Annotated in this window: 17 protein-coding genes; 15 read left to right on the plus strand and 2 right to left on the minus strand. The window is 72.1% G+C overall.

Going from position 1 to position 20,546, the window contains the following annotated elements; all coding sequences use genetic code 11:
* The first annotated feature begins 3 nt into the window (after positions 1 to 3).
* The 8 genes from murG (at position 4) to ACGF0D_RS20195 (ending at position 7,719) form a co-directional block, all read left to right on the plus strand.
* On the plus strand, positions 4 to 1,110 hold the full coding sequence (murG, locus tag ACGF0D_RS20160; protein ID WP_392869323.1) for an undecaprenyldiphospho-muramoylpentapeptide beta-N-acetylglucosaminyltransferase: 1,107 nt from the start codon (positions 4 to 6) through the stop codon (positions 1,108 to 1,110).
* Positions 1,103 to 1,879, plus strand: coding sequence for a cell division protein FtsQ/DivIB (locus ACGF0D_RS20165; RefSeq protein WP_392869321.1), 777 nt, complete (start codon positions 1,103 to 1,105; stop codon positions 1,877 to 1,879). The genes murG and ACGF0D_RS20165 overlap by 8 nt, the downstream gene beginning before the upstream one ends.
* A gap of 364 nt (positions 1,880 to 2,243) precedes the next feature.
* Positions 2,244 to 3,476 (plus strand): cell division protein FtsZ, encoded by a 1,233-nt coding sequence (gene ftsZ, locus ACGF0D_RS20170; RefSeq protein WP_392918085.1) that lies wholly within the window; start codon positions 2,244 to 2,246, stop codon positions 3,474 to 3,476.
* On the plus strand, positions 3,473 to 4,204 hold the full coding sequence (pgeF, locus tag ACGF0D_RS20175) for a peptidoglycan editing factor PgeF (RefSeq protein WP_392869317.1): 732 nt from the start codon (positions 3,473 to 3,475) through the stop codon (positions 4,202 to 4,204). Before ftsZ ends, pgeF begins: the two co-directional genes overlap by 4 nt.
* A 53-nt stretch (positions 4,205 to 4,257) precedes the next feature.
* A complete protein-coding gene (locus tag ACGF0D_RS20180) occupies positions 4,258 to 4,992 on the plus strand; it encodes a YggS family pyridoxal phosphate-dependent enzyme (RefSeq protein WP_392918175.1) in 735 nt (244 codons plus the stop codon).
* A gap of 310 nt (positions 4,993 to 5,302) precedes the next feature.
* A complete protein-coding gene (locus ACGF0D_RS20185; protein ID WP_224276937.1) occupies positions 5,303 to 5,920 on the plus strand; it encodes a cell division protein SepF in 618 nt (205 codons plus the stop codon).
* A 99-nt stretch (positions 5,921 to 6,019) separates the two neighbouring features.
* Complete coding sequence (locus ACGF0D_RS20190) at positions 6,020 to 6,301, plus strand: YggT family protein (protein WP_030060143.1); 282 nt, start codon at positions 6,020 to 6,022, stop codon at positions 6,299 to 6,301.
* 59 nt (positions 6,302 to 6,360) lie between these two features.
* Complete coding sequence (locus ACGF0D_RS20195; protein WP_392869313.1) at positions 6,361 to 7,719, plus strand: DivIVA domain-containing protein; 1,359 nt, start codon at positions 6,361 to 6,363, stop codon at positions 7,717 to 7,719.
* Positions 7,720 to 7,929: 210 nt separating this feature from the next.
* Here ACGF0D_RS20195 and ileS read toward each other — a convergent pair whose 3' ends face one another.
* Positions 7,930 to 11,058: an isoleucine--tRNA ligase gene (gene ileS / locus ACGF0D_RS20200; protein ID WP_392918087.1), complete on the minus strand. Its 3,129-nt coding sequence runs from the start codon at positions 11,056 to 11,058 to the stop codon at positions 7,930 to 7,932.
* 685 nt (positions 11,059 to 11,743) lie between these two features.
* Here ileS and ACGF0D_RS20205 point away from each other — a divergent pair.
* The 4 genes from ACGF0D_RS20205 (at position 11,744) to ACGF0D_RS20220 (ending at position 14,494) form a co-directional block, all read left to right on the plus strand.
* A complete protein-coding gene (locus ACGF0D_RS20205; protein WP_392869309.1) occupies positions 11,744 to 12,208 on the plus strand; it encodes a TraR/DksA family transcriptional regulator in 465 nt (154 codons plus the stop codon).
* A gap of 241 nt (positions 12,209 to 12,449) precedes the next feature.
* Positions 12,450 to 13,025 carry a signal peptidase II gene (lspA, locus tag ACGF0D_RS20210; protein ID WP_392869307.1) on the plus strand — a complete coding sequence of 192 codons (576 nt, stop codon included), beginning with the start codon at positions 12,450 to 12,452 and terminating at the stop codon, positions 13,023 to 13,025.
* A 64-nt stretch (positions 13,026 to 13,089) separates the two neighbouring features.
* The gene (locus tag ACGF0D_RS20215) at positions 13,090 to 14,028 is read left to right on the plus strand and encodes an RluA family pseudouridine synthase (RefSeq protein ID WP_392869305.1); all 939 of its coding nucleotides are present in this window, start codon (positions 13,090 to 13,092) and stop codon (positions 14,026 to 14,028) included.
* A 1-nt stretch (position 14,029) separates the two neighbouring features.
* Complete coding sequence (locus ACGF0D_RS20220; protein WP_392918089.1) at positions 14,030 to 14,494, plus strand: GNAT family N-acetyltransferase; 465 nt, start codon at positions 14,030 to 14,032, stop codon at positions 14,492 to 14,494.
* Between the two features lie 156 nt (positions 14,495 to 14,650).
* Here ACGF0D_RS20220 and ACGF0D_RS20225 read toward each other — a convergent pair whose 3' ends face one another.
* On the minus strand, positions 14,651 to 15,670 hold the full coding sequence (locus ACGF0D_RS20225) for a mechanosensitive ion channel family protein (protein WP_392918092.1): 1,020 nt from the start codon (positions 15,668 to 15,670) through the stop codon (positions 14,651 to 14,653).
* A gap of 97 nt (positions 15,671 to 15,767) precedes the next feature.
* Between ACGF0D_RS20225 and ACGF0D_RS20230 the strand changes: the two genes are divergently transcribed.
* From ACGF0D_RS20230 to ACGF0D_RS20240, 3 genes are all read left to right on the plus strand, one after another.
* Positions 15,768 to 18,545 carry an alpha/beta fold hydrolase gene (locus tag ACGF0D_RS20230; RefSeq protein WP_392918095.1) on the plus strand — a complete coding sequence of 926 codons (2,778 nt, stop codon included), beginning with the start codon at positions 15,768 to 15,770 and terminating at the stop codon, positions 18,543 to 18,545.
* 47 nt (positions 18,546 to 18,592) lie between these two features.
* Entirely contained in the window at positions 18,593 to 19,450 is an 858-nt protein-coding gene (locus tag ACGF0D_RS20235) for an ABC transporter permease (RefSeq protein WP_392870060.1), read from the plus strand.
* Positions 19,451 to 19,549: 99 nt separating this feature from the next.
* On the plus strand, positions 19,550 to 20,128 hold the full coding sequence (locus ACGF0D_RS20240) for a dienelactone hydrolase family protein (protein ID WP_392869297.1): 579 nt from the start codon (positions 19,550 to 19,552) through the stop codon (positions 20,126 to 20,128).
* The last annotated feature ends 418 nt before the right edge of the window (positions 20,129 to 20,546 follow it).

Here is a 20,546-nt window from a genome sequence, read left to right on the forward strand (position 1 = left end):
TCGGTGCATGTCGTACTCGCCGGCGGGGGGACCGCCGGTCACATCGAGCCGGCCATGGCCCTCGCGGATGCCCTCCGCAGGCACGACCCGTCCGTCGGGATCACCGCCCTGGGCACCGAGCGCGGACTGGAGACCCGGCTGGTACCCGAGCGCGGCTACCAGCTGGAGCTCATCCCGGCCGTCCCGCTGCCCCGCAAGCCCACCCCGGAGCTGATCACCGTCCCCGGCCGGCTGCGCGGCACCGTCCGGGCCGCCCAGGAGATCATCGAGCGGGTCAACGCGGACGCCGTGGTCGGCTTCGGCGGCTACGTCGCGATGCCCGCCTACCTGGCCGCCAAGCGGGCCGGCGTGCCGATCGTGGTGCACGAGGCGAACGCCCGCCCGGGCCTGGCCAACAAGATCGGCGCCCGCTACAGCGACTTCGTGGCGGTCTCCACGCCGGACAGCAAGCTGCGCGACTCCCGGTACATCGGCATCCCGCTGCGCCGGACCATCGCCACCCTGGACCGCGGCGCCGCCCGCCCCGAGGCCCGCCAGTACTTCGGCCTCGACCAGCGGCTGCCCACCCTGCTGGTCTCCGGCGGCTCCCAGGGCGCGCGCCGGCTCAACGAGACGATCACCGCGATCGCCCCGCGGCTCCAGCAGTACGGCGTGCAGATCCTGCACGCGGTCGGCCCGAAGAACGAGCTGCCGCAGGTGGCGGACGTCCCCGGGATGCCGCCGTACCGCCCGGTTCCGTACCTGGACCGGATGGACCTGGCCTACGCGGCCGCCGACATGATGCTCTGCCGGGCCGGTGCCATGACGGTGGCCGAGCTGGCGGCCGTCGGCCTGCCCGCCGCCTTCGTCCCGCTGCCGATCGGCAACGGCGAGCAGCGGCTGAACGCCCAGCCGATGGTCAAGGCCGGCGGCGGTCTGCTGGTGGACGACGCCGAGCTGACCCCGGACTGGGTGCTGCAGAACGTGCTGCCGGTGCTCACCGACCCGCAGCGACTGTGGGACATGAGCCGGGCGGCCGCCGAGTTCGGTCGCCGGGACGCCGACGACCTGCTGGTCGGCATGGTCTACGAGGCGATCCAGGCCCACCGCGGCGGCCGCCGCCGTGGCTGACGGCCGGCTCGCCGACCCGTTGGAGGAGGAGCTGGAGGAGGAGGAGTCCGCTCCCCGCCTCCGGCTCTCCCGGCGGGGCATCGTGGTGCTGGGCGCGCTCGGCGCCGCGGTGTTCGGCGTGCTGGCCTGGCTGGTGTTCTTCTCCTCGGTCCTGGACGTGCGCGACGTCGCCGTCCAGGGGACGAGCGACGACAAGCTGACGGCGGACCAGGTCCGCGCGACGATCGGCGGGCTCGGCGACGGCCCGCTGGCGCGCGTGGACCTGGACGACGTCCGCCACCGGGTGGAGACGATCCCCCGGGTGGCCACGGCCGAGGTGTGGCGGGGCTGGCCGCACACCCTGCGGGTGAAGGTCGTCGAACGCAAGGCGGTGGCCGCGGTCAAGGGGGATGACGGCCAGTTCACCCAGGTGGATGCCGGGGGCGTGAGCTTCGCCACCGAACCGGCCCCGCCGGAGGGCCTTCCCGTGGTCGAGCTGCGGCTCAGTCAGCAGGCGAACGACGCGGACGGGGTGATCTCCCGTTCGCAGTTGGTGCAGGGCGCGGTGGCGGTGGCCGCCGGGCTGCCGCCGGAGGTCGCCAAGCGGGCGGGATCGGTGCTGGTGCACTCGTACGACGACATCGAGTTGCAGCTCAGCGGGGGTGCGACGGTGCGCTGGGGGAGTCCGGAGCAGATCGACCGCAAGGCCCGGGTCCTGGTCGCCCTGATGAAACAGAAGGGCACGAACTTCGACGTGACGGCGCCGGAGGCGCCGGCGGTGTCGGGATGATCCGGTAGGTTCTCTGCCTGAGGGTGGGGTTGACGCCTCGAAGTGTCGGCCCGACTCTTGGTGGTCACCCCCGGTTTCCTAAGCCGGCCGATGATCACATAGGCTCAAAAGAAAAAGGGAAGCTCGGCGTGTTCGTTGAAACACGTGCCTGGAGCCACCTAGTGTCCTGTGTCACCAGACTGTGTTTCCTGGTGATGTGACGGAGACACAGAACTAACCCTAAAGGTCAAGTTTAGGGTTGGGGTCGGCGGTCGGCATTTCGGACATTCAGTCAGAAACCAGGCTCCCTACCCATCGACATCCGTCGGTACGGCCCCGCCCCGGGTCGGGCCGACCCGGAAATTCGAGGCGAGAGGCCTTCGACGTGGCAGCACCGCAGAACTACCTCGCAGTCATCAAGGTCGTCGGAATCGGCGGCGGTGGTGTCAACGCCATCAACCGGATGATCGAGGTCGGTCTCAAGGGCGTCGAGTTCATCGCGATCAACACCGATGCGCAGGCCCTCCTGATGAGCGACGCCGACGTCAAGCTCGATGTGGGCCGTGAACTCACCCGGGGCCTCGGCGCCGGCGCCAACCCCGAGGTCGGCCGCAAGGCCGCCGAGGACCACCGCGAGGAGATCGAGGAGGTCCTCAAGGGGGCCGACATGGTCTTCGTGACCGCCGGTGAGGGCGGTGGCACGGGCACGGGCGGCGCTCCCGTCGTCGCCAACATCGCGCGCTCGCTGGGCGCCCTGACCATCGGCGTGGTCACCCGCCCGTTCACCTTCGAGGGCCGCCGCCGGGCCAACCAGGCCGAGGACGGCATCGCCGCCCTGCGCGAAGAGGTCGACACCCTCATCGTGATCCCCAACGACCGGCTGCTGTCCATTTCGGACCGCCAGGTCAGCGTGCTCGACGCTTTCCGCTCGGCCGACCAGGTCCTGCTCTCCGGTGTCCAGGGCATCACCGACCTGATCACCACCCCGGGTCTGATCAACCTCGACTTCGCCGACGTCAAGTCCGTCATGTCGGAAGCCGGTTCGGCGCTCATGGGCATCGGCTCGGCCCGCGGCGAGGACCGCGCCAAGGCCGCCGCCGTGATGGCGATCTCCTCGCCGCTGCTGGAGGCCTCGATCGACGGCGCCCGTGGCGTGCTGCTGTCCATCTCGGGCGGCTCCGACCTCGGTCTGTTCGAGATCAACGAGTCGGCCCAGCTGGTCAGCGAGGCGGCCCACCCCGAGGCGAACATCATCTTCGGTGCGGTCATCGACGACGCGCTCGGCGACGAGGTCCGGGTCACCGTCATCGCGGCCGGCTTCGACGGCGGGCAGCCGCCGGCGATCGTCCGCGACCCGGTGGTCAAGTCCACCACCCCGGAGCGCCCGGCCACTCCGCCGGCCGCCCCGGAGCGCCCGGCCGGCCGCCCGTACGGGAGCATCGGCTCGGTGACGTCCCGTTCGGAGGGCGAGTCCTCGGCCTCCGGGTCGAGCCGGACCGCCGAGACCCAGGTCACCGCGACCGCCGCCGCCCCGGTGCCGCCGCAGGTGCAGCCGGCCCGGCAGCCGTTCGTGGAGAGTCCGGCCGAGGAGCTCGACGTCCCGGACTTCCTTAAGTGATCGATCACGCGATCCGCGCGGGTGCTCACTTCGCCTTCACCTCCCGGTGGGGCGGGGTGAGCACTTCGCCGTACGGGGAGCTCAACCTCGGCGGCGCCGTGGGGGACGACCCGCGGGCCGTGCGGGAGAACCGGGCGCTGGCCGCCCGGCGGCTGGGGCTCGACCCGGCCGACGTGGTGTGGATGAACCAGGTGCACGGCGCCGAGGTCGCCGTGGTGACCGAGCGCCAGCAGCTCGGGCAGGCCCCGACGGTGGACGCGGTGGTCTCCGACCGGCCACTCGCGCTGGCGGTGCTGACCGCCGACTGCACCCCGGTGCTGCTGGCCGATCCGGTGGCGGGCGTGGTGGGCGCGGCCCACGCGGGCCGGCCCGGGCTGGCGGCCGGGGTGGTGCCCGCGGCCGTCCGGGCGATGGTCGAACTGGGCGCGGAGCCCTCGCGGATCACCGCCGCCACCGGACCCGCGGTCTGCGGCCGCTGCTACGAGGTGCCGGCCGGGCTGCGCGACGAGGTCGCGGCGGTGGTGCCGGAGGCCTTCGCGGAGACCTCCTGGGGGACTCCGGCCCTGGACGTTCCGGAGGGAGTCGCGGCCCAGCTGGCCGCGGCGGGGGTCAACGAGCTGGTGCGGTCACCGGTCTGCACCCTCGAATCCGCCGATCACTACTCCTATCGCCGCGAGCAGCGCACCGGCCGGCTCGCGAGCTACGTCTGGTTGGGCTCTGATCACTGATGACGAACGACATCTACGGACCGTTCCCGGGAAGCACCGAGTTCGTGGCGGCGATGACGGAGGGCCAGCGGGCCCGGTACGAGGAACTCGGCACCAACCTCGAGGTGGTCGAGCGCCGGATCGCGGACGCGTGCGCGGCCGCCGGGCGCGCCCGGGACGAGGTCACCCTGGTCGTCGTCACCAAGACCTACCCCGCCGAGGACACCGCGCTGCTGGCCGGACTCGGTGTGACGGACGTCGCCGAGAACCGCGACCAGGACGCCGCTCCCAAGGCGGAGCAGTGCAGAAACCTTCCTCTTGACTGGCACTTCGTCGGCCAGCTGCAGACCAACAAGGTCCGCTCGGTCGTCCGGTACGCGAACCACGTGCACTCGGTGGACCGGCTCCGGCTGGTCGAGTCGCTCTCCGCGGCGGTGCTCAAGTCGGAGCGCCCGGAGCTGGGTTGCCTGGTGCAGGTGGCGCTGGACAAGGCGCACGGGGAGGGCGAGCACCGGGCCGGGGTCGCGCCGGAGGACGTCGCGCGACTGGCCGACGCCATCGCCGACACGCCCGGGCTGCGACTGGACGGTGTGATGACCGTCGCTCCGCTGGCCGGCCCGTTGGCCGGAGATCCGGCCCGCGCCTTCGATCGACTGGCGGAAATCGCAACCGCCGTACGGGCGGACCATCCGGCTGCCACCATGGTCTCCGCAGGGATGAGCGGCGACCTTGAGCAGGCGATCGCGGCCGGAGCGACACATGTGCGCGTCGGAACGGCGGTACTCGGAGTGAGGTCACCCCTCAGGTAACGTCACCGGGTAAGTAGATCAGACAGCAGGACAAAATAGGACAGAATCTAGCAGCTCTTCGGAGTGCTAGCGAACCGTGGATCGCAGCTCCGCGGCCCCCGCTCCACGCATCTGACCGGCCGTCGGGCTGACACGCCGTCGTGGAGGGACCGCGGAATCCGCAGGCGGGGCCGTCATACGAGCCCGGGCTGCCGGGACGGAGCGCCGGTCCGCACGGAGCGAGCGAAGCGGGCGACCGTCAGAAGGTGCGCGCGTCGCGAAGCTGCCGCCGAGCGTCAGCGAGGCGGCTATGAGCGGAGGAGACAGGAGCATGGCCGGCGCAATGCGCAAGATGGCGGTCTACCTCGGCCTCGTGGAGGACGAGACGTACGACGGCCAGGGGTACGACCCCGACGACGACTACGACGCGGATCCCGAACCGATCCGGACGGGCCAGCGGACCGAGGACATCCCCCGGCCGGCTCCGGCCCCCGCGGCCGCCGCGCCCGCCCCGGTCTCCTCGATCACCCCGCAGCCGGTGCCCGCGGCGGTGCCGATCCGGCAGGAGACTCCGAGGATGGCCCCCGTGTCGTCCATCACACCCGAACGTCGCCACAACCTGGAGAAGAGCGCACCGGTGATCATGCCCAAGGTCGTGAACGAACGAGAGCCCTACCGCATCACCACGCTGCACCCCCGAACCTACAACGAGGCCCGTACCATCGGGGAACAGTTCCGCGGCGGGACTCCCGTGATCATGAATCTGACCGAGATGGACGACACCGACGCGAAGCGACTCGTAGACTTCGCCGCTGGACTCGTCTTCGGTCTGCACGGCAGTATCGAGCGCGTGACACAGAAGGTGTTCCTGCTGTCGCCTGCTAACGTCGATGTCACGGCGGAGGACAAGGCTCGGATCGCCGAGGGTGGGTTCTTCAACCAGAGCTGACCCGGCCACGACTTTACGTGTGGATCTGATCAACAGTGGGTTAGCGACAGGTGACGAGCGGCAGGCCCGAGGGATCGGGACCGGGGAGAGGGAAACGCGATGGACATCGTGTGGGCGGTGCTCTACTACGCCCTGACCGTCTTCCTGGTGTTCCTGCTCGTACGACTGGTCATGGACTGGGTCTTCCAGTTCGCGCGTTCGTGGCGGCCCGGCAAGGCCATGGTCCTGGTCCTGGAGGCCACGTACACTGTCACGGATCCGCCGCTCAAGCTTCTTCGGCGGCTCATTCCGCCGTTGCGTTTCGGGGGCGTGGCGCTCGACCTGTCCTTCTTCGTACTGATGATCATTGTGTATGTCCTGATCTCGCTTGTGCACCCCTAGTCGTAGGTGAGCGATGCGACAGGATGCCGGTGTGCCGACGATCACGTTGAGGTGAAGAGATGCCATTGACCCCCGAGGACGTTCGGAACAAGCAGTTCACGACCGTCCGCCTGCGTGAAGGCTATGACGAGGACGAGGTCGATGCCTTCCTCGACGAGGTCGAGGCGGAGCTGACCCGCCTCCTCCGGGAGAACGAGGACCTGCGCGCCAAGCTGGCCGCCGCGACTCGTGCCGCCGCGCAGAACCAGGCCAACCTGCGCAAGGAACCGCAGCAGGAGGCCCCCCGACAGGGTGGCGCTCCGGTGCCCGCCGCCATATCCGGCCCGCCGGTCCCCGGCCAGCAGGGTCCGGGCGGCCCCCAGCAGATGGGCCCCGGTGGTCCGCAGCAGATGGGTCCGGGTGGTCCGCAGCAGATGGGCCCCGGCGGCCCCCAGCAGCAGATGGGCAACCAGCCCCTCGGCCTGCCCGCCGGCTCCGCCCCGCAGCTTCCCGCTGCCGGCGGCCCGCAGCAGCAGATGAACCAGACCATGGGCGGCCAGCAGCAGCTGGTCCAGCCGATGGGCGGTCAGATGCTCCAGCCCATGGGCGGCCCCGGTGGCCCGCAGCAGATGGGCAACCCGATGGGCCAGGGCATGGGCCAGGGCATGGGCCAGCAGCAGATGCAGCCGATGGGTGGCCCCATGGGCGGCCCGCAGCAGATGGGCGGCCCGATGGGCGCCCCGATGCAGCAGCAGGGCCCCGGTGGCGACAGCGCCGCCCGCGTGCTGGCGCTCGCTCAGCAGACCGCCGACCAGGCGATCTCGGAGGCCCGTTCCGAGGCCAACAAGATCGTCGGCGAGGCGCGCAGCCGGGCCGAGGGCCTGGAGCGCGACGCCCGTGCCAAGGCCGACGCGCTGGAGCGGGACGCGCAGGAGAAGCACCGCGTCGCGATGGGTTCGCTGGAGTCGGCGCGGGCCACGCTGGAGCGCAAGGTCGAGGACCTGCGGGCGTTCGAGCGTGAGTACCGCACGCGTCTGAAGTCGTACCTGGAGACCCAGCTGCGTCAGCTGGAGTCGCAGGCCGACGACTCGCTCGCTCCGCCGCGGATCCCCGCCACCGCGTCGCTGCCGCCGGCGGCCTCGTCGATGGCTCCGGCCGGTGCCGGTGCGATGGGCAGTGGCGCGCCGAGCTTCGGTGGCAACCAGCCGTCCTTCGGGGGCAGCTCGCCGTCCTTCGGTGGGAACAGCTCCTTCGGTGGCGGCTCCTCCGCGCCGAGCTTCGGCGGGCAGTCGACCGGTGGCAACAGCGGTGCTCCGCAGATGCAGCCGGCCGGGATGACCCAGCCGATGGCGGCCGTCCGTCCGCAGCCGCCGCAGCCGATGCAGCAGGCTCCGGCGCCGATGCGGGGCTTCCTGATCGACGAGGACGGCGACAACTGAGGTTGTAGCAGGGCCTTCTGAGGGCGCCCCCTTTCCGACCCACGGTCGGGGAGGGGGCGCCCTTTGGCGTGCGTGGGGGCGTGCTCGTGGGTACGGGGCGCGGGCGTGGGGAACTCGGAGGGGGCGTGCGGGAGTTGGGGGCGTGGGGTGTGGGTGGGTACGGCGAAGCCGCCGTCACCCCGGGGGTGACGGCGGCTTCGTGGTGGGGCGTCAGGCCTTGCGGAGCTGGAAGGCCAGGCCGAGGGACTCGTCGGTGAAGGTCTCGGACTCCCAGTCGGCCGCACCGGCGGCGAAGTCCGTGGCCAGGACCTCCTCGGCGACGAGGGGGCCGTGCTCGGCGACGGCCTCGGCGGTCTCCTCCGAGGTGGCGCGCCAGCGCAGGACGATCCGGTCGGCGACGTCCAGGCCGGAGTTCTTGCGGGCCTCCTGGATCTGGCGGATGGCGTCGCGGGCGATGCCGAGGCGCTTGAGCTCCGGGGTGATGGCCAGGTCGAGCGCGACGGTGGCGCCGGACTCGTTGGCGACGGCCCAGCCCTCGCGCGGGGTCTCGGTGATGATCACCTCGTCCGGGGAGAGGGTGACCGTCTCGCCGTCCAGCTCGACCGAGGTCTCGCCGTTGGCGCGCAGTTCGGCGGCCAGGCGGGCGGCGTCGGTGGCGGCGACCGCCTTGGCGACGTCCTGGACGCCCTTGCCGAAGCGCTTGCCCAGCGCGCGGAAGTTGGCCTTGGCGCTGGTGTCGACCAGGGAGCCGCCGACCTCGGCCAGCGACTCCAGAGTGGAGACGTTGAGCTCCTCGGCGATCTGCGCGCGCAGGTCGGCGGGCAGCTCCTCCCAGCCCTGGGCGGCGACCAGCGCGCGGGAGAGCGGCTGACGGGTCTTCACGCCGGACTCGGCGCGGGTGGCCCGGCCCAGCTCGACCAGGCGGCGGACCAGCGCCATGTGCCGGGAGAGCTCGGTGTCGATCAGCGACTCGTCGGCGGTCGGCCAGCTTGCCAGGTGCACCGAGGCCGGGGCGTCCGGGGCGACCGGGGCGATCAGGTCCTGCCAGACCCGCTCGGTGATGAACGGGGTGAGCGGGGCCATCAGGCGGGTGACCGTCTCCAGGGCCTCGTGCAGGGTGGCGAGCGCGGCGGCGTCGCCCTGCCAGAAGCGGCGGCGGCCGCGGCGGACGTACCAGTTGGACAGGTCGTCGACGAAGCCGGAGAGCAGCTTGCCGGCGCGCTGGGTGTCGTACGCCTCGAAGGCGGCGTCGACCTCGCGGACCAGGGTGTTCAGCTCGGAGAGCACCCAGCGGTCCAGCTGCGGACGGTCGGCCGGGGCCGGGTCGTTCGCCGAGGGCGCCCAGTTCGCGGTGCGGGCGTACAGGGCCTGGAAGGCGACGGTGTTCCAGTAGGTGAGGAGGGTCTTGCGGACCACCTCCTGGATGGTGCCGTGGCCGACCCGGCGGGCCGACCAGGGCGAGCCGCCGGCCGCCATGAACCAGCGGACGGCGTCGGCGCCGTGCTGGTCCATCAGCGGGATCGGCTGGAGGATGTTGCCCAGGTGCTTGGACATCTTGCGGCCGTCCTCGGCCAGGATGTGGCCCAGGCAGACGACGTTCTCGTAGCTGCTCTTGTCGAACACCAGGGTGCCGACGGCCATCAGCGTGTAGAACCAGCCACGGGTCTGGTCGATCGCCTCGGAGATGAACTGCGCCGGGTAGCGCTTCTCGAACAGCTCCTTGTTCTGGTACGGGTAGCCGTACTGGGCGAAGGGCATCGAGCCCGAGTCGTACCAGGCGTCGATGACCTCGGGCACGCGGGTGGCGGTGCCGCCGCAGTCGCGGCAGGCGAAGGTCACCGCGTCGATGTACGGGCGGTGCGGGTCGAGGCCGCTCTGGTCGGTGCCGGTGAGCTCGGACAGCTCGGCCAGCGAGCCGACGCAGGTGAGGTGGCCCTCCTCGCAGCGCCAGATCGGCAGCGGGGTGCCCCAGTAGCGGTTACGGCTGAGCGCCCAGTCGATGTTGTTGTTCAGCCAGTCGCCGAAGCGGCCGTGCTTGACCGTCTCCGGGAACCAGTTGGTGGCCTCGTTCTCGCGGATCATCGCGTCCTTGACGGCGGTGGTCCGGATGTACCAGGACGGCTGCGCGTAGTAGAGCAGCGCGGTGTGGCAGCGCCAGCAGTGCGGGTAGCTGTGCTCGTACGGCAGGTGGCGGAAGAGCAGGCCGCGCTCCTTGAGGTCCGCGACCAGGGCCTCGTCGGCCTTCTTGAAGAACTGGCCGCCGACCAGCGGGACCTCGGGGGCGAAGGTGCCGTCGCCGAGCACCGGGTTGACCACCGGCAGGCCGTAGCGGCGGCAGGTCGCGAGGTCGTCCGCGCCGAAGGCGGGGGACTGGTGGACGATGCCGGTGCCGTCCTCGGTGGTGACGTAGTCGGCGGTGAGGACGTAGTGGGCGTTCTCGATCTCGACCAGGTCGAAGGGGCGGCGGTAGTTCCAGCGCTCCATCTCCGCGCCGGTGAAGGACTCGCCGGTGGTCTCCCAGCCCTCGCCGAGCGCCTTGGCGACCAGCGGCTCGGCGACGACGAGCTTCTCGGTACCGTCAGTGGCCACCACGTAGGTGACCTCAGGGTGGACGGCGGCGGCGGTGTTGGAGACCAGGGTCCACGGGGTGGTGGTCCAGACCAGCAGGGCGGCCTGGCCGGCCAGCGGGCCGCTGGTCAGCGGGAAGCGGACGAAGACCGAGGGGTCGACCACGGTCTCGTAGCCCTGGGCCAGCTCGTGGTCCGAGAGGCCGGTGCCGCAGCGCGGGCACCAGGGGGCGACCCGGTGGTCCTGGACCAGCAGGCCCTTGTCGAAGATCTGCTTGAGCGACCACCAGACGGACTGGACGTACGACGGGTCCATCGTCCGGTAGGCCTCGTCGAGGTCGACCCAGTACCCCATGCGGGTGGTCAGCTCGGTGAAGGCGTCGGTGTGGCGGGTCACCGACTCGCGGCACCTGGCGTTGAACTCGGCGATGCCGTACGCCTCGATGTCCTGCTTGCCGGAGAAGCCCAGCTCCTTCTCGACGGCGAGCTCGACCGGCAGGCCGTGGCAGTCCCAGCCGGCCTTGCGGGCGACGTGGTAGCCCTTCATGGTCCGGTAGCGCGGGAAGACGTCCTTGAAGACGCGGGCCTCGATGTGGTGGGCGCCGGGCATGCCGTTGGCGGTGGGCGGGCCCTCGTAGAACACCCACTCGGGGCGGCCCTCGGACTGCTCCAGGCTGCGCTGGAAGATCTTGTTGTCCTGCCAGAAGGACAGGATCTGGTGCTCCAGGGCAGGCAGATCCACCTGCGCGGGAACGGGGTTGTAGGAGCTCATCGCGGGCGTCTACCTCCGGCGGATGCTGGGACTGGATCCTCCGGAGGGACGAGACGGACCTGCCGCCCCGCGGTACCACCCTCCTTGGCCGCGGTGATGCGTTCGCGGCCCTCTTGTTTGGGCTTGCTGCCGGGTCTAGTGGGCCACCGCGGTGATCGCGGCGGCCGTTCTTCCGGCGGCTCCGGGGTGATCTTCCCGCCGTGCACACCCCCGGGCTCACACCGTCCCCGGGTCGCTGGTGGCTGCGTACGTCGGTACTCGTCCCATCTGCGCCTTGCACGGCCAGTGTATCGGCCGGGTGAGTCGGTTTGTCCAAACCGTTTCCGGCGGGCGGGTGGGAGCGCTCCCCGGGGCGCTCGGGGAGCACTTCCGGGGCACTCCCGGAGCACTGCGAGGGCGTGCGGCGACGGAGGTTAGCCGGAGTCGATCTGGGCACAAATCTCTGAGCACACGGGGCGTGACGATTGGGGCGGCTGCCTGGGTGGGAACGTTATGAGGCGCCGGTATGTCATGTTGTGACCGGTTTTGATCGGGATTATCGTTCCGGCACTGGGAGCCGCCGGGAACCGGCGGCTCGATTCGTTCGTAGATGGGGTCGAAAGCCATGGCTGAGAAGGGAACCGGCGCGGGTACCGCCACCAAGCGGGCACGCAAGGCCGTGGCGGTCGACCCAGGGGAGGGGACCGTGACCACTACCGCACCGAAGAGCAGCACCGACACCGTCACCGCGTCGCGCGGCGCCGAGTCGGTGGACCCGGCCACGCTGCCGGTCCGGCCCGGCGAGGACCCGTGGACCACCGAGGAGGTCCACGAGCTGCACGACGAGCTGATCAGCGAGCTGGACCGGCTCCGGAGCGAGATCGACGCCGCCGAGACGGCCATCTCCGGCCTGATGCGCGACTCCAACGACGGGGCCGGCGACGACCAGGTGGACGCCGGTACGAAGAACATCTCGCGGGAGAGCGAGCTGGCGCTCGCCAACAACGCGCGGGACAGCCTGGCCCAGACCGAGCGCGCGCTGGAGCGGCTGGAGGGCGTCGGCTTCGGCACCTGCGAGTCCTGCGGCCAGGCCATCGGCAAGGCCCGGATGCAGGCCTTCCCCAGGGCGACGCTCTGCGTGCAGTGCAAGGCCAAGCAGGAACGCCGCTGAACCGGGCGACCGGAGCGACGCGGGGGGTCGGGCTTGCCGTACGCTCGACCCCGTAACGTCGCCTGAATAACGCCGCCTGACGCGTTCGTGAACGCGGGCAGGCCGTCACGGGCCCACCACCCTCCCCCTCCAGCGGACCGGGGGAGCTCCATCGGCAGCGGAGCGGATCATCAGTACGCAAGGTTCCCCCCAGACCCGGGACGACGCAGTCCCGTCCCCCGCCGATGCCGTGGAGGTGCCCGTGGCCGAGCCGACCGGGGCGTCCGCGGACGCCGCCACGGCCGAGAAGCCCAAGGGGCCGCGCCGGGTCGGCGTGCTGCTGGTCGTCGCCGTACTCGCCTTCCTGATCGACCTCGGCAGCAAGCTGCTGGTCGTCGCCCGGCTGGAGAACCACGCGGCGATCAAGGTGATCGGGGACGTCGTCACCTTCCAGGTGATCCGCAACTCGGGCGCGGCCTTCGGGATGGGGCAGGCGCTGACCGTCGTCTTCACGATGATCGCCTCCGCCGTCATCGTGGTGATCTGGCGGATCGCCCGCCGGCTGTACAGCCTGCCCTGGGCGATCGCGCTCGGGCTGCTGCTCGGCGGGGCGCTCGGCAACCTCACCGACCGGCTGTTCCGCGCGCCCGGCGTGTTCCGCGGGCACGTGGTGGACTTCATCTCCGTCCAGCACTTCGCGGTCTTCAACCTCGCGGACTCGGCGATCGTCTGCGGCGGGATCCTGGTGGTCCTGCTCTCCTTCCGGGGCAGCAACCCGGACGGGACCGTCCACCAGCCGACCGAGAAGGCCGAGAAGACGGAGCAGGCCGAGAAGTAGGCCGAGAAGTGGGCCGGGCCACCGGCGGGCGGGGGCGGGCCGCGTTTCCGGCATACTCGTACGGGTGAGTACCGCAGCGCAGAACCGAAGCCTCCCCGTACCCGACGGCCTGGAGGGCGAGCGCCTCGACGCCGCCCTGGCCCGGATGTTCGGCTTCTCCCGGACCAAGGCCGCCGAGCTGGCCGCCGACGGCAAGGTCACGCTCGACGGCGCCGTGGCCGGCAAGTCGGACCGGGTCACCGCGGGTTCCTGGCTGGAGGTCGAGATCCCCGCCCCGGCCGCCCCCGTGCAGGTCGTCGCCGAGCACGTCGAGGGCATGCGGATCGTCCACGATGACGAGGACATCGTGCTGGTGGACAAGCCGGTCGGCGTCGCCGCGCACCCCAGCCCGGGCTGGACCGGCCCCACCGTGATCGGCGGACTGGCCGCGGCCGGGTACCGGATCTCCACCTCGGGCGCCGCCGAGCGCCAGGGCATCGTGCACCGGCTGGACGTCGGTACCTCGGGGCTGATGGTGGTCGCCAAGTCCGAGCGCGCCTACACCGACCTCAAGCGGCAGTTCCACGACCGGATCACCGAGAAGCGCTACCACACGCTGGTGCAGGGCCACCCGGACCCGATGAGCGGGACGGTGGACGCGCCGATCGGGCGGCACCCCAGCTCGGACTGGAAGTGGGCCGTCACCCAGGACGGCAAGCCGTCCGTCACCCACTACGACCTGATCGAGGCGTACCGGGCCGCGTCGCTGCTGGCGATCAAGCTGGAGACCGGACGCACCCACCAGATCCGCGTCCACATGTCCGCGCTGCGCCACCCCTGCGTGGGCGACCTGACGTACGGCGCCGACCCGACGCTGGCCAAGCGGCTCGGGCTGACCCGGCAGTGGCTGCACGCGGTGTCGCTCGGCTTCGAGCACCCGTCGGACGGGCAGTGGGTCGAGTTCTCCAGCGAGTACCCGGAGGACCTGCGGAAGGCGCTGGACATCATCACGGCGGAGAGCTGAGGTGACGGCCGCCGCGATCCGGGTCGCCGAGGGGGAAGCGGACCTGGAGCTGGTGCGCGCCGTTCGGCACGAGGTCTTCGTCGTCGAGCAGAACGTGCCGGAGGAGCTGGAGTACGACGAGTACGACGCGACCTCGGTGCACCTGCTGGCCGTCGGGGCCGACGGGGCCGCGCTGGGGACGGCGCGGCTGATCCACGGCGAGCCGGCGCGGAAGCTGACGGGCGGTGTCGACGGGCGGGTGCTGCTGGGGCGGCTCGCGGTCGTCGCGGCGGCCCGGGGGACGGGGCTGGGCGCGGAGCTCGTCCGGGCGGTCGAGGCGGCGGGGGCCGAGCACGGGGGTGCGGAGGTCGAGCTGCACGCCCAGGTGCAGGCGCTCGGGTTCTACGAGCGGCTGGGGTACGTGGCGCAGGGGCCGGTGTACGACGACGCGGGGATCGCGCACCGGACGATGACGCGGGTGCTCTGAGGCGATCGAGGCGGGTGGGGCTGGACCTCCGGGGGTGGGTTTCCGGTGGTCGCCTTCCGCTGCGCGCAGCTCCCCGCGCCCCTGACGGGGCGCGGGGAGCTCTGTTTTGTGGGGAGGAGAGACAGGGGGAGAGGCGCGGGAGCTCTGTCTTTCGGGTCAGGTGTCGGTGGTGCGCAGGCGGGGGAGGGCGTGGGGGTGCTCGTCGCGCAGGTGGGCGATGAGCTGTTCGCGGATGTCGAAGCGGAGCTGGGCGGCGTCGTCGGGGGTGCGGGCGGTCATGGTGGCGCGGACGACGATGGTGCTGGGCGTGGTGTCGGTGACCTGGAGGGCCCACTCGGCGCCGTCCCAGAGCGGGTGCCGGTCGAGGCGGGCGCGCAGGGTGGTGCGCAGCTCGTCCACCGGGGTGGTGTGGTCGAGGTGGAGCAGGACGGCGGCCAGTAGGCCGGGGTCGCGGCGGGTCCAGTTCTCGAAGGGCTTGTTGACGAAGTACGAGACCGGGACGACCAGTCGGCGGTAGTCCCAGAGCCGGACCACCAGGTAGGTGAGGGTGATCTCCTCGACGGTGCCCTGCTGGCCGTCCACCACCACGGTGTCGCCGATCCGGACGGTGTCGCTGAAGGCGATCTGGAGGCCGGCGAAGAAGTTGCCCAGGGTGCTCTGGGCGGCGATGCCGGCCACGATGCCGATGAGGCCGGCCGAGGCGAGCAGGCTGGCGCCGACGGTGCGCATGGCGGAGAAGGTCAGCAGCATCACGGCCACCGTGACCACGACGATCAGCGCGCTGACCACGCGGCGCAGCATGCTGATCTGGGTGTGCACCCGCTGGATCCGGGCCGGGTCGTCGACGCGGGTCTCGTAGCGGCTGAGCAGGGCCTCCAGGGCGGCGGCCACCACGCGGACGGTGAGCCAGCCCAGCGAGGCGATCAGGAGCAGCAGGAGCAGGTGGTGCGCGCCGTCGTCGCCCGCCGTGCGGAGGATCCGCTGGAGCGGTTTGTTGGCGAGCAACAGGGCTGACGCCACGGTGAGTTGGAGCGGGATCCGGCATCTGCGGAGCAGTGGCCAGACCGGGGCCGAGGGGTGGCGGGCGGCGGTCCGCTGGAGGGCCTGGTCGACGATCCAGCCGACCGCCAGGGTGGCGGCGACGGTGGCGAGGAGCGAGATCAGCAGCCAGGGCATGGGCCGTACGATACTCGGGCACAGCGGGGTGAAACGGGCGAAATGGTGTGGTGGCCTTATCGGACGCCTACCCGGATGGCCGATACGATCAGCGCCCATGGAGTTCGGTGGGGCATGGCGTCGCTGGCGCGCCCGGGGAACAGCGGTCAGACGCAGGCTGCTGGCCGGGGCGGTGGCCCTGGTGGCGGTGGCCGCGGCGGGTACCGCGACGGTGGCGTCCGGCGGTGAGCAGGCGGTTCATCGGGAGGACCGTTTCCTCGGCATGCCGGAGACCCCCGGCAGCGCCGAGCAGGTCCAGCTGGACACCTCGTTCTTCACCACCGAGGGCGGCGGACCGCGCCCGGCGGTGCTGCTGGCGCACGGCTTCGGTGGCTCCAAGGAGGGCCAGCGCGAGCGCGCCGAGCAGCTGGCGCGGCAGGGGTACGCGGTGCTGACCTGGTCGGCGCGCGGCTTCGGGCACTCGGGCGGTCGGATCGGGCTGAACGCGCCGGACCGCGAGGTCGAGGACGTCAGGCACTTGGTGGACTGGCTGGCCCAGCGGCCCGAGGTGCGGCTGGACGCGCCCGGCGACCCGAAGGTCGGCATCACCGGCGCCTCGTACGGCGGGGCGGTGTCGCTGCTGGCCTCCGCGTACGACCACCGGATCGACGCGGTGGCCACCCAGATCACCTGGTGGAACCTGGCCGACGCGCTGTTCCCGCAGGGCGTGCAGGGCTCGGGCGCGGCGGACGGCGTGTTCAAGAAGCTGTGGGCCGGGATCTTCTTCACCACCGGCGCGGCCGGGGACCTCGGGCCCTCCGGCGAGGCGCCGCGGGAGAGCGGCGGCGCGGAGCCGAAGACGGACGGGCCGGTCGGCTGCGGGCGGTTCCTGGAGTCGCTCTGCCGGATGTACGACCGGGTCGCCACCGCCGGGCACGCCGATCCGGAGGCCGTCGCGCTGCTGGAGCGTTCCAGCCCGTCCTCGGTGGCGGCGCAGCTCAAGGCGCCCACGCTGGTGGTGCAGGGGCAGCAGGACTCGCTGTTCCCGCTGGACCAGGGGGACCGCATCGCCCGGGCGGTGGCCGCCAACGGCGCGCCGGTGGCGGTCGACTGGTTCGCCGGCGGCCACGACGGAGGGACGGACACCAGCGCCAGGGTCGACGACCGGGTGACGGCCTGGTTCGACCACTATCTGAAGGGACGCGGCAACGACACCGGCGCCGCGTTCCGGGTCACCCGCACCGGCGGGGTCGACTCGACCGGCTTCCAGGCCGTGCTGCGCGGGGCCACCGCCGACCGGTACCCGGGGCTCGGCGGCACCGGCTCGCGGACCGTCGAGCTGACGGGCGGCGAGCGGACCCTCGCCAACCCGCCCGGCGGCGCGCCGCCCGGGATCTCGACGCTGCCGGGCGTCGGCGCACTCAGCCAGGCGGCCTCGCTGGGCGCCGGGCTCTCACTGGACTTCCCCGGGCAGAACGCCGCCTTCGACTCGGCGCCGCTGGACTCGCCGCTGCACCTGACCGGGCAGCCGACCGTCCCGGTGCGGGTGACGGCGGACCGGCCGGACGCCGTGCTGTTCGCGAAGCTGTACGACGTCGGGCCGGACGGCAAGGCGGTGCTGCCACAGCAGCTCGCCGCCCCGCTGCGGGTCACCGGCGCGGACGCCGGACAGACCGTCACGGTGGCGCTGCCGACCGTGGACCACACCTTCCCGGCCGGGCACCGGGTGCGGCTGGTGCTGGCGAGCACCGACCTCGCGTACGCCTCGCCGGTCGAGCCGGCCACCTACCGGGTGGCGCCGGCCGGGGCGCTCACCGCGCCGACCGTCGAGGAGCTCGTCACCGAGGCGGCGCCGCTGCCCTCGCGCACCTGGGTGCTGCCGGTGATCGCCGTGCTGGTGGCCGCGGCCCTGGTACTGGCGCCGCGGCTGCGGCGCCGGCGGACCGCCACCGGCCCCGCCCTCGACCCGGAGCTGGCCGCGGTGCCACTGTGGATCAACGGGCTGAGCAAGCGCTACAAGGGCGCCCAGGACCGTTACGCCGTACGGGAGTTGAGCTTCCGGGTGGAGCAGGGGCAGGTGCTCGGGCTGCTCGGGCCGAACGGCGCGGGCAAGACCACCACACTGCGGATGCTGATGGGGCTGATCCGGCCGGACGCCGGGGAGATCCGGATCTTCGGGCACCTGGTGCGGCCCGGCGCGCCGGTGCTGTCGCGGGTCGGGGCGTTCGTGGAGGGCGCGGGCTTCCTGCCGCACCTCACCGGGCGGGCCAACCTGCGGCTCTACTGGCAGGCGACCGGACGGCCGGAGGCCGACGCGCGCTTCGACGAGGCGCTGGCCATCGCCGGGCTCGGCGAGGCGCTGGACCGCGCGGTGCGCACGTACTCGCAGGGCATGCGGCAGCGGCTGGCGATCGCCCAGGCGATGCTCGGGATGCCGGACCTGCTGATCCTGGACGAGCCGACCAACGGGCTGGACCCGCCGCAGATCCGCGAGATGCGCGAGGTGATGATCCGGTACGCGGCCGGCGGGCGGACCGTGATCGTCTCCAGCCACCTGCTGTCCGAGGTCGAGCAGAGCTGTACGGACCTGGTGGTGATGGACCGCGGACAGCTGGTCACGGCCGGCCCGGTCGCGGACATCGTGGGCGCCGGCGAGCTGCTGATGATCGGCGTCGCCGGGCCGTACGACCCGGTGCCGGTGGTCGAGAAGGTGGGCGCGCTGGCCGGGGTCGGCTCGGTGGAGGCCGTCGAGGGCGGACTGCTGGTGCGCCTGGACGGACTGGCGGCCAGTGCGCTGCTGGCCGAACTGGTGCGGCTGGAGGTGCCGGTGGAGAGCGCCGGGCCGCAGCGGCGGCTGGAGGACGCGTTCCTGTCGTTGATCGGAGGTGGAGCGTGAGCGTCGTTCCCGAGGACCGCGCCGAGTCGAAGGACCGTGCCGGATCGATGAACCACGCAGGGTCGACGGACCACGCCGAGGGGTACCGGGCGAGCCGGACACTGCCGCTGCGGGTGGAGGCGATGCGGCAACTGCGCCGGCGCCGCACCATGGTGATCGGCGGGGTGCTGGCCGCCATGCCGTTCGTCATCCTGGCCGCGTTCCAGATCGGCGGCACCCCCGGCCGTCCGGGCCGCACCACCTTCATCGAGCTGGCCACCGCCTCGGGGGCCAACTTCGCGGTCACCATGCTGTTCGTGGGCACCGGTTTCATGCTGGTGATCCCGGTCGCGCTGTTCTGCGGGGACACCGTCGCCTCCGAGGCCAGCTGGTCCTCGCTGCGCTACCTGCTGGCCGCGCCGGTGCCCCGGGCCCGGCTGCTGGCCCGCAAGTTCGCGGTCGGGCTGGCGTTCTCGGCGGTGGCGGTGGCGATGCTGCCCGCGATCGGACTGGTCGTCGGCACGGCGGCGTACGGCTGGGGAGACCTCAAGCTGCCCGCCGGGGTCAGCCTGCCGGCCGGACAGGCGCTGCCCCGGATCGCCATCGCGGTGGCCTTCGTGTTCCTCGGCGAGATCGTGATCGCCGCGCTCGCGTTCTGGCTCTCCACCGCGACGGACGCGCCGCTGGGCGCGGTCGGCGGCGCCGTGTTCGCCTCGATCATCACCGGGGTGCTGGACGCCGTCACCGCGCTGGGCGACCTGCGGGAGTGGCTGCCGGCGCACTGGCAGTACTCCTGGGCGGACGCCCTGCAGCCGCAGCTGGAGTGGGGTGGCATGGTGCAGGGCGTCTCGCTGTCGCTCTCGTACGCGGTGGTGCTGCTGGCGCTGGCGTTCCGCGGCTTCGCGCGCAAGGACGTGGTGTCCTGAACGACCGCCGGGCCCCGGCCGGACGTGCGTTCGCGGGGCCCGGCGGGGGATGCGCGATCATGGGTGGGTAGCTGACCTCCCTGGTGAAGGACCCTGACCGTGGCCCAGATCATCCTCTTCCACTCCGCCTACGGACTGCGCCCGGCCGTGCACGCCGCCGCCGAGCGGCTGCGCGCCGCCGGGCACACCGTGCACACGCCGGACCTGTTCGACGGGCGGACCTTCGATTCCGTCGAGGAGGCGCAGGAGTTCCAGGAGGAGCTCGGCGGCCGCGACGAGCTGTTGCGGCGGGCGGTGACGGCGGCCGCGCCGGTGTCCGAGGGCGGGCTGGTGTACGCCGGCTTCTCGCTCGGCGGCGCGGTGGCGCAGAACCTGGCGCTGGCCGACGAGAAGGCGCGCGGACTGCTGCTCCTGCACGGCACCTCGGACCTGCGGGAGGACGCGGCCACCGAGATCCCGGTGCAGCTGCACATCGCGGAGCCGGACCCGTTCGAGCCGGAGGACTGGCTGAACGCCTGGTACCTGCGGATGCGGCGGGCCGGGGCCGAGGTGGAGGTGCACCGCTACCGGGGCGCCGGACACCTGTTCACCGACCCGGAGCTGCCGGACTGGGACGAGGAGGCGGCCGAGCGCGCCTGGGCGGCGTCGCTGGACTTCCTGGCGGAGCTGGACGGCTGACGCCTCGGTCGGGAGCCGGCGCCATGACGGAATCCGGCGCCGTGACCGGGAGCCGACGTCGAGACGGAACGCGGCGCTGTGACCGGGGCGGCCGGCGCCGCGGCCCGGATCGCTGACGCCGCGGTGGCGGGTGGGGCCGCGCTCCGGGCCGGAAGGACTGTTTCCGGACAGCTACGGAGCGTGATCGAGGCCCGAGTGGTCCAGACCTCTCGGGCGCCCCGCGCCGCCCGGCCAGCACTGATGGCCGGACCGTGGACGATAGTTCACCGTGCGGCCGCCCGCGCGTAACGGTCGGCGGGCCCGTCCGGACGGCCGGAATTCCCAGGGCGTTGTTGATCTCCCGTGAATTGCCTTCATAGCATCGGTGTGCACTCCAACCCTCACTTGCCTGACGAATCCGTGGAAATGCCTTCGAGTC

Source organism: Kitasatospora sp. NPDC048298, from assembly GCF_043201465.1.
Classification (GTDB): domain Bacteria; phylum Actinomycetota; class Actinomycetes; order Streptomycetales; family Streptomycetaceae; genus Kitasatospora.

Coding starts and splice junctions, on each gene's coding strand:
- ACGF0D_RS20180 (WP_392918175.1), top strand. CDS start 4,258: ATGACGGAGGGCCAGCGGGCCCGGTACGAGGAACTCGGCACCAACCTC.
- ACGF0D_RS20185 (WP_224276937.1), top strand. CDS start 5,303: ATGGCCGGCGCAATGCGCAAGATGGCGGTCTACCTCGGCCTCGTGGAG.
- ACGF0D_RS20190 (WP_030060143.1), top strand. CDS start 6,020: ATGGACATCGTGTGGGCGGTGCTCTACTACGCCCTGACCGTCTTCCTG.
- ACGF0D_RS20195 (WP_392869313.1), top strand. CDS start 6,361: ATGCCATTGACCCCCGAGGACGTTCGGAACAAGCAGTTCACGACCGTC.
- ileS (WP_392918087.1), bottom strand. CDS start 11,058: ATGAGCTCCTACAACCCCGTTCCCGCGCAGGTGGATCTGCCTGCCCTG.
- ACGF0D_RS20225 (WP_392918092.1), bottom strand. CDS start 15,670: ATGCCCTGGCTGCTGATCTCGCTCCTCGCCACCGTCGCCGCCACCCTG.
- ACGF0D_RS20230 (WP_392918095.1), top strand. CDS start 15,768: ATGGAGTTCGGTGGGGCATGGCGTCGCTGGCGCGCCCGGGGAACAGCG.
- ACGF0D_RS20235 (WP_392870060.1), top strand. CDS start 18,593: ATGAACCACGCAGGGTCGACGGACCACGCCGAGGGGTACCGGGCGAGC.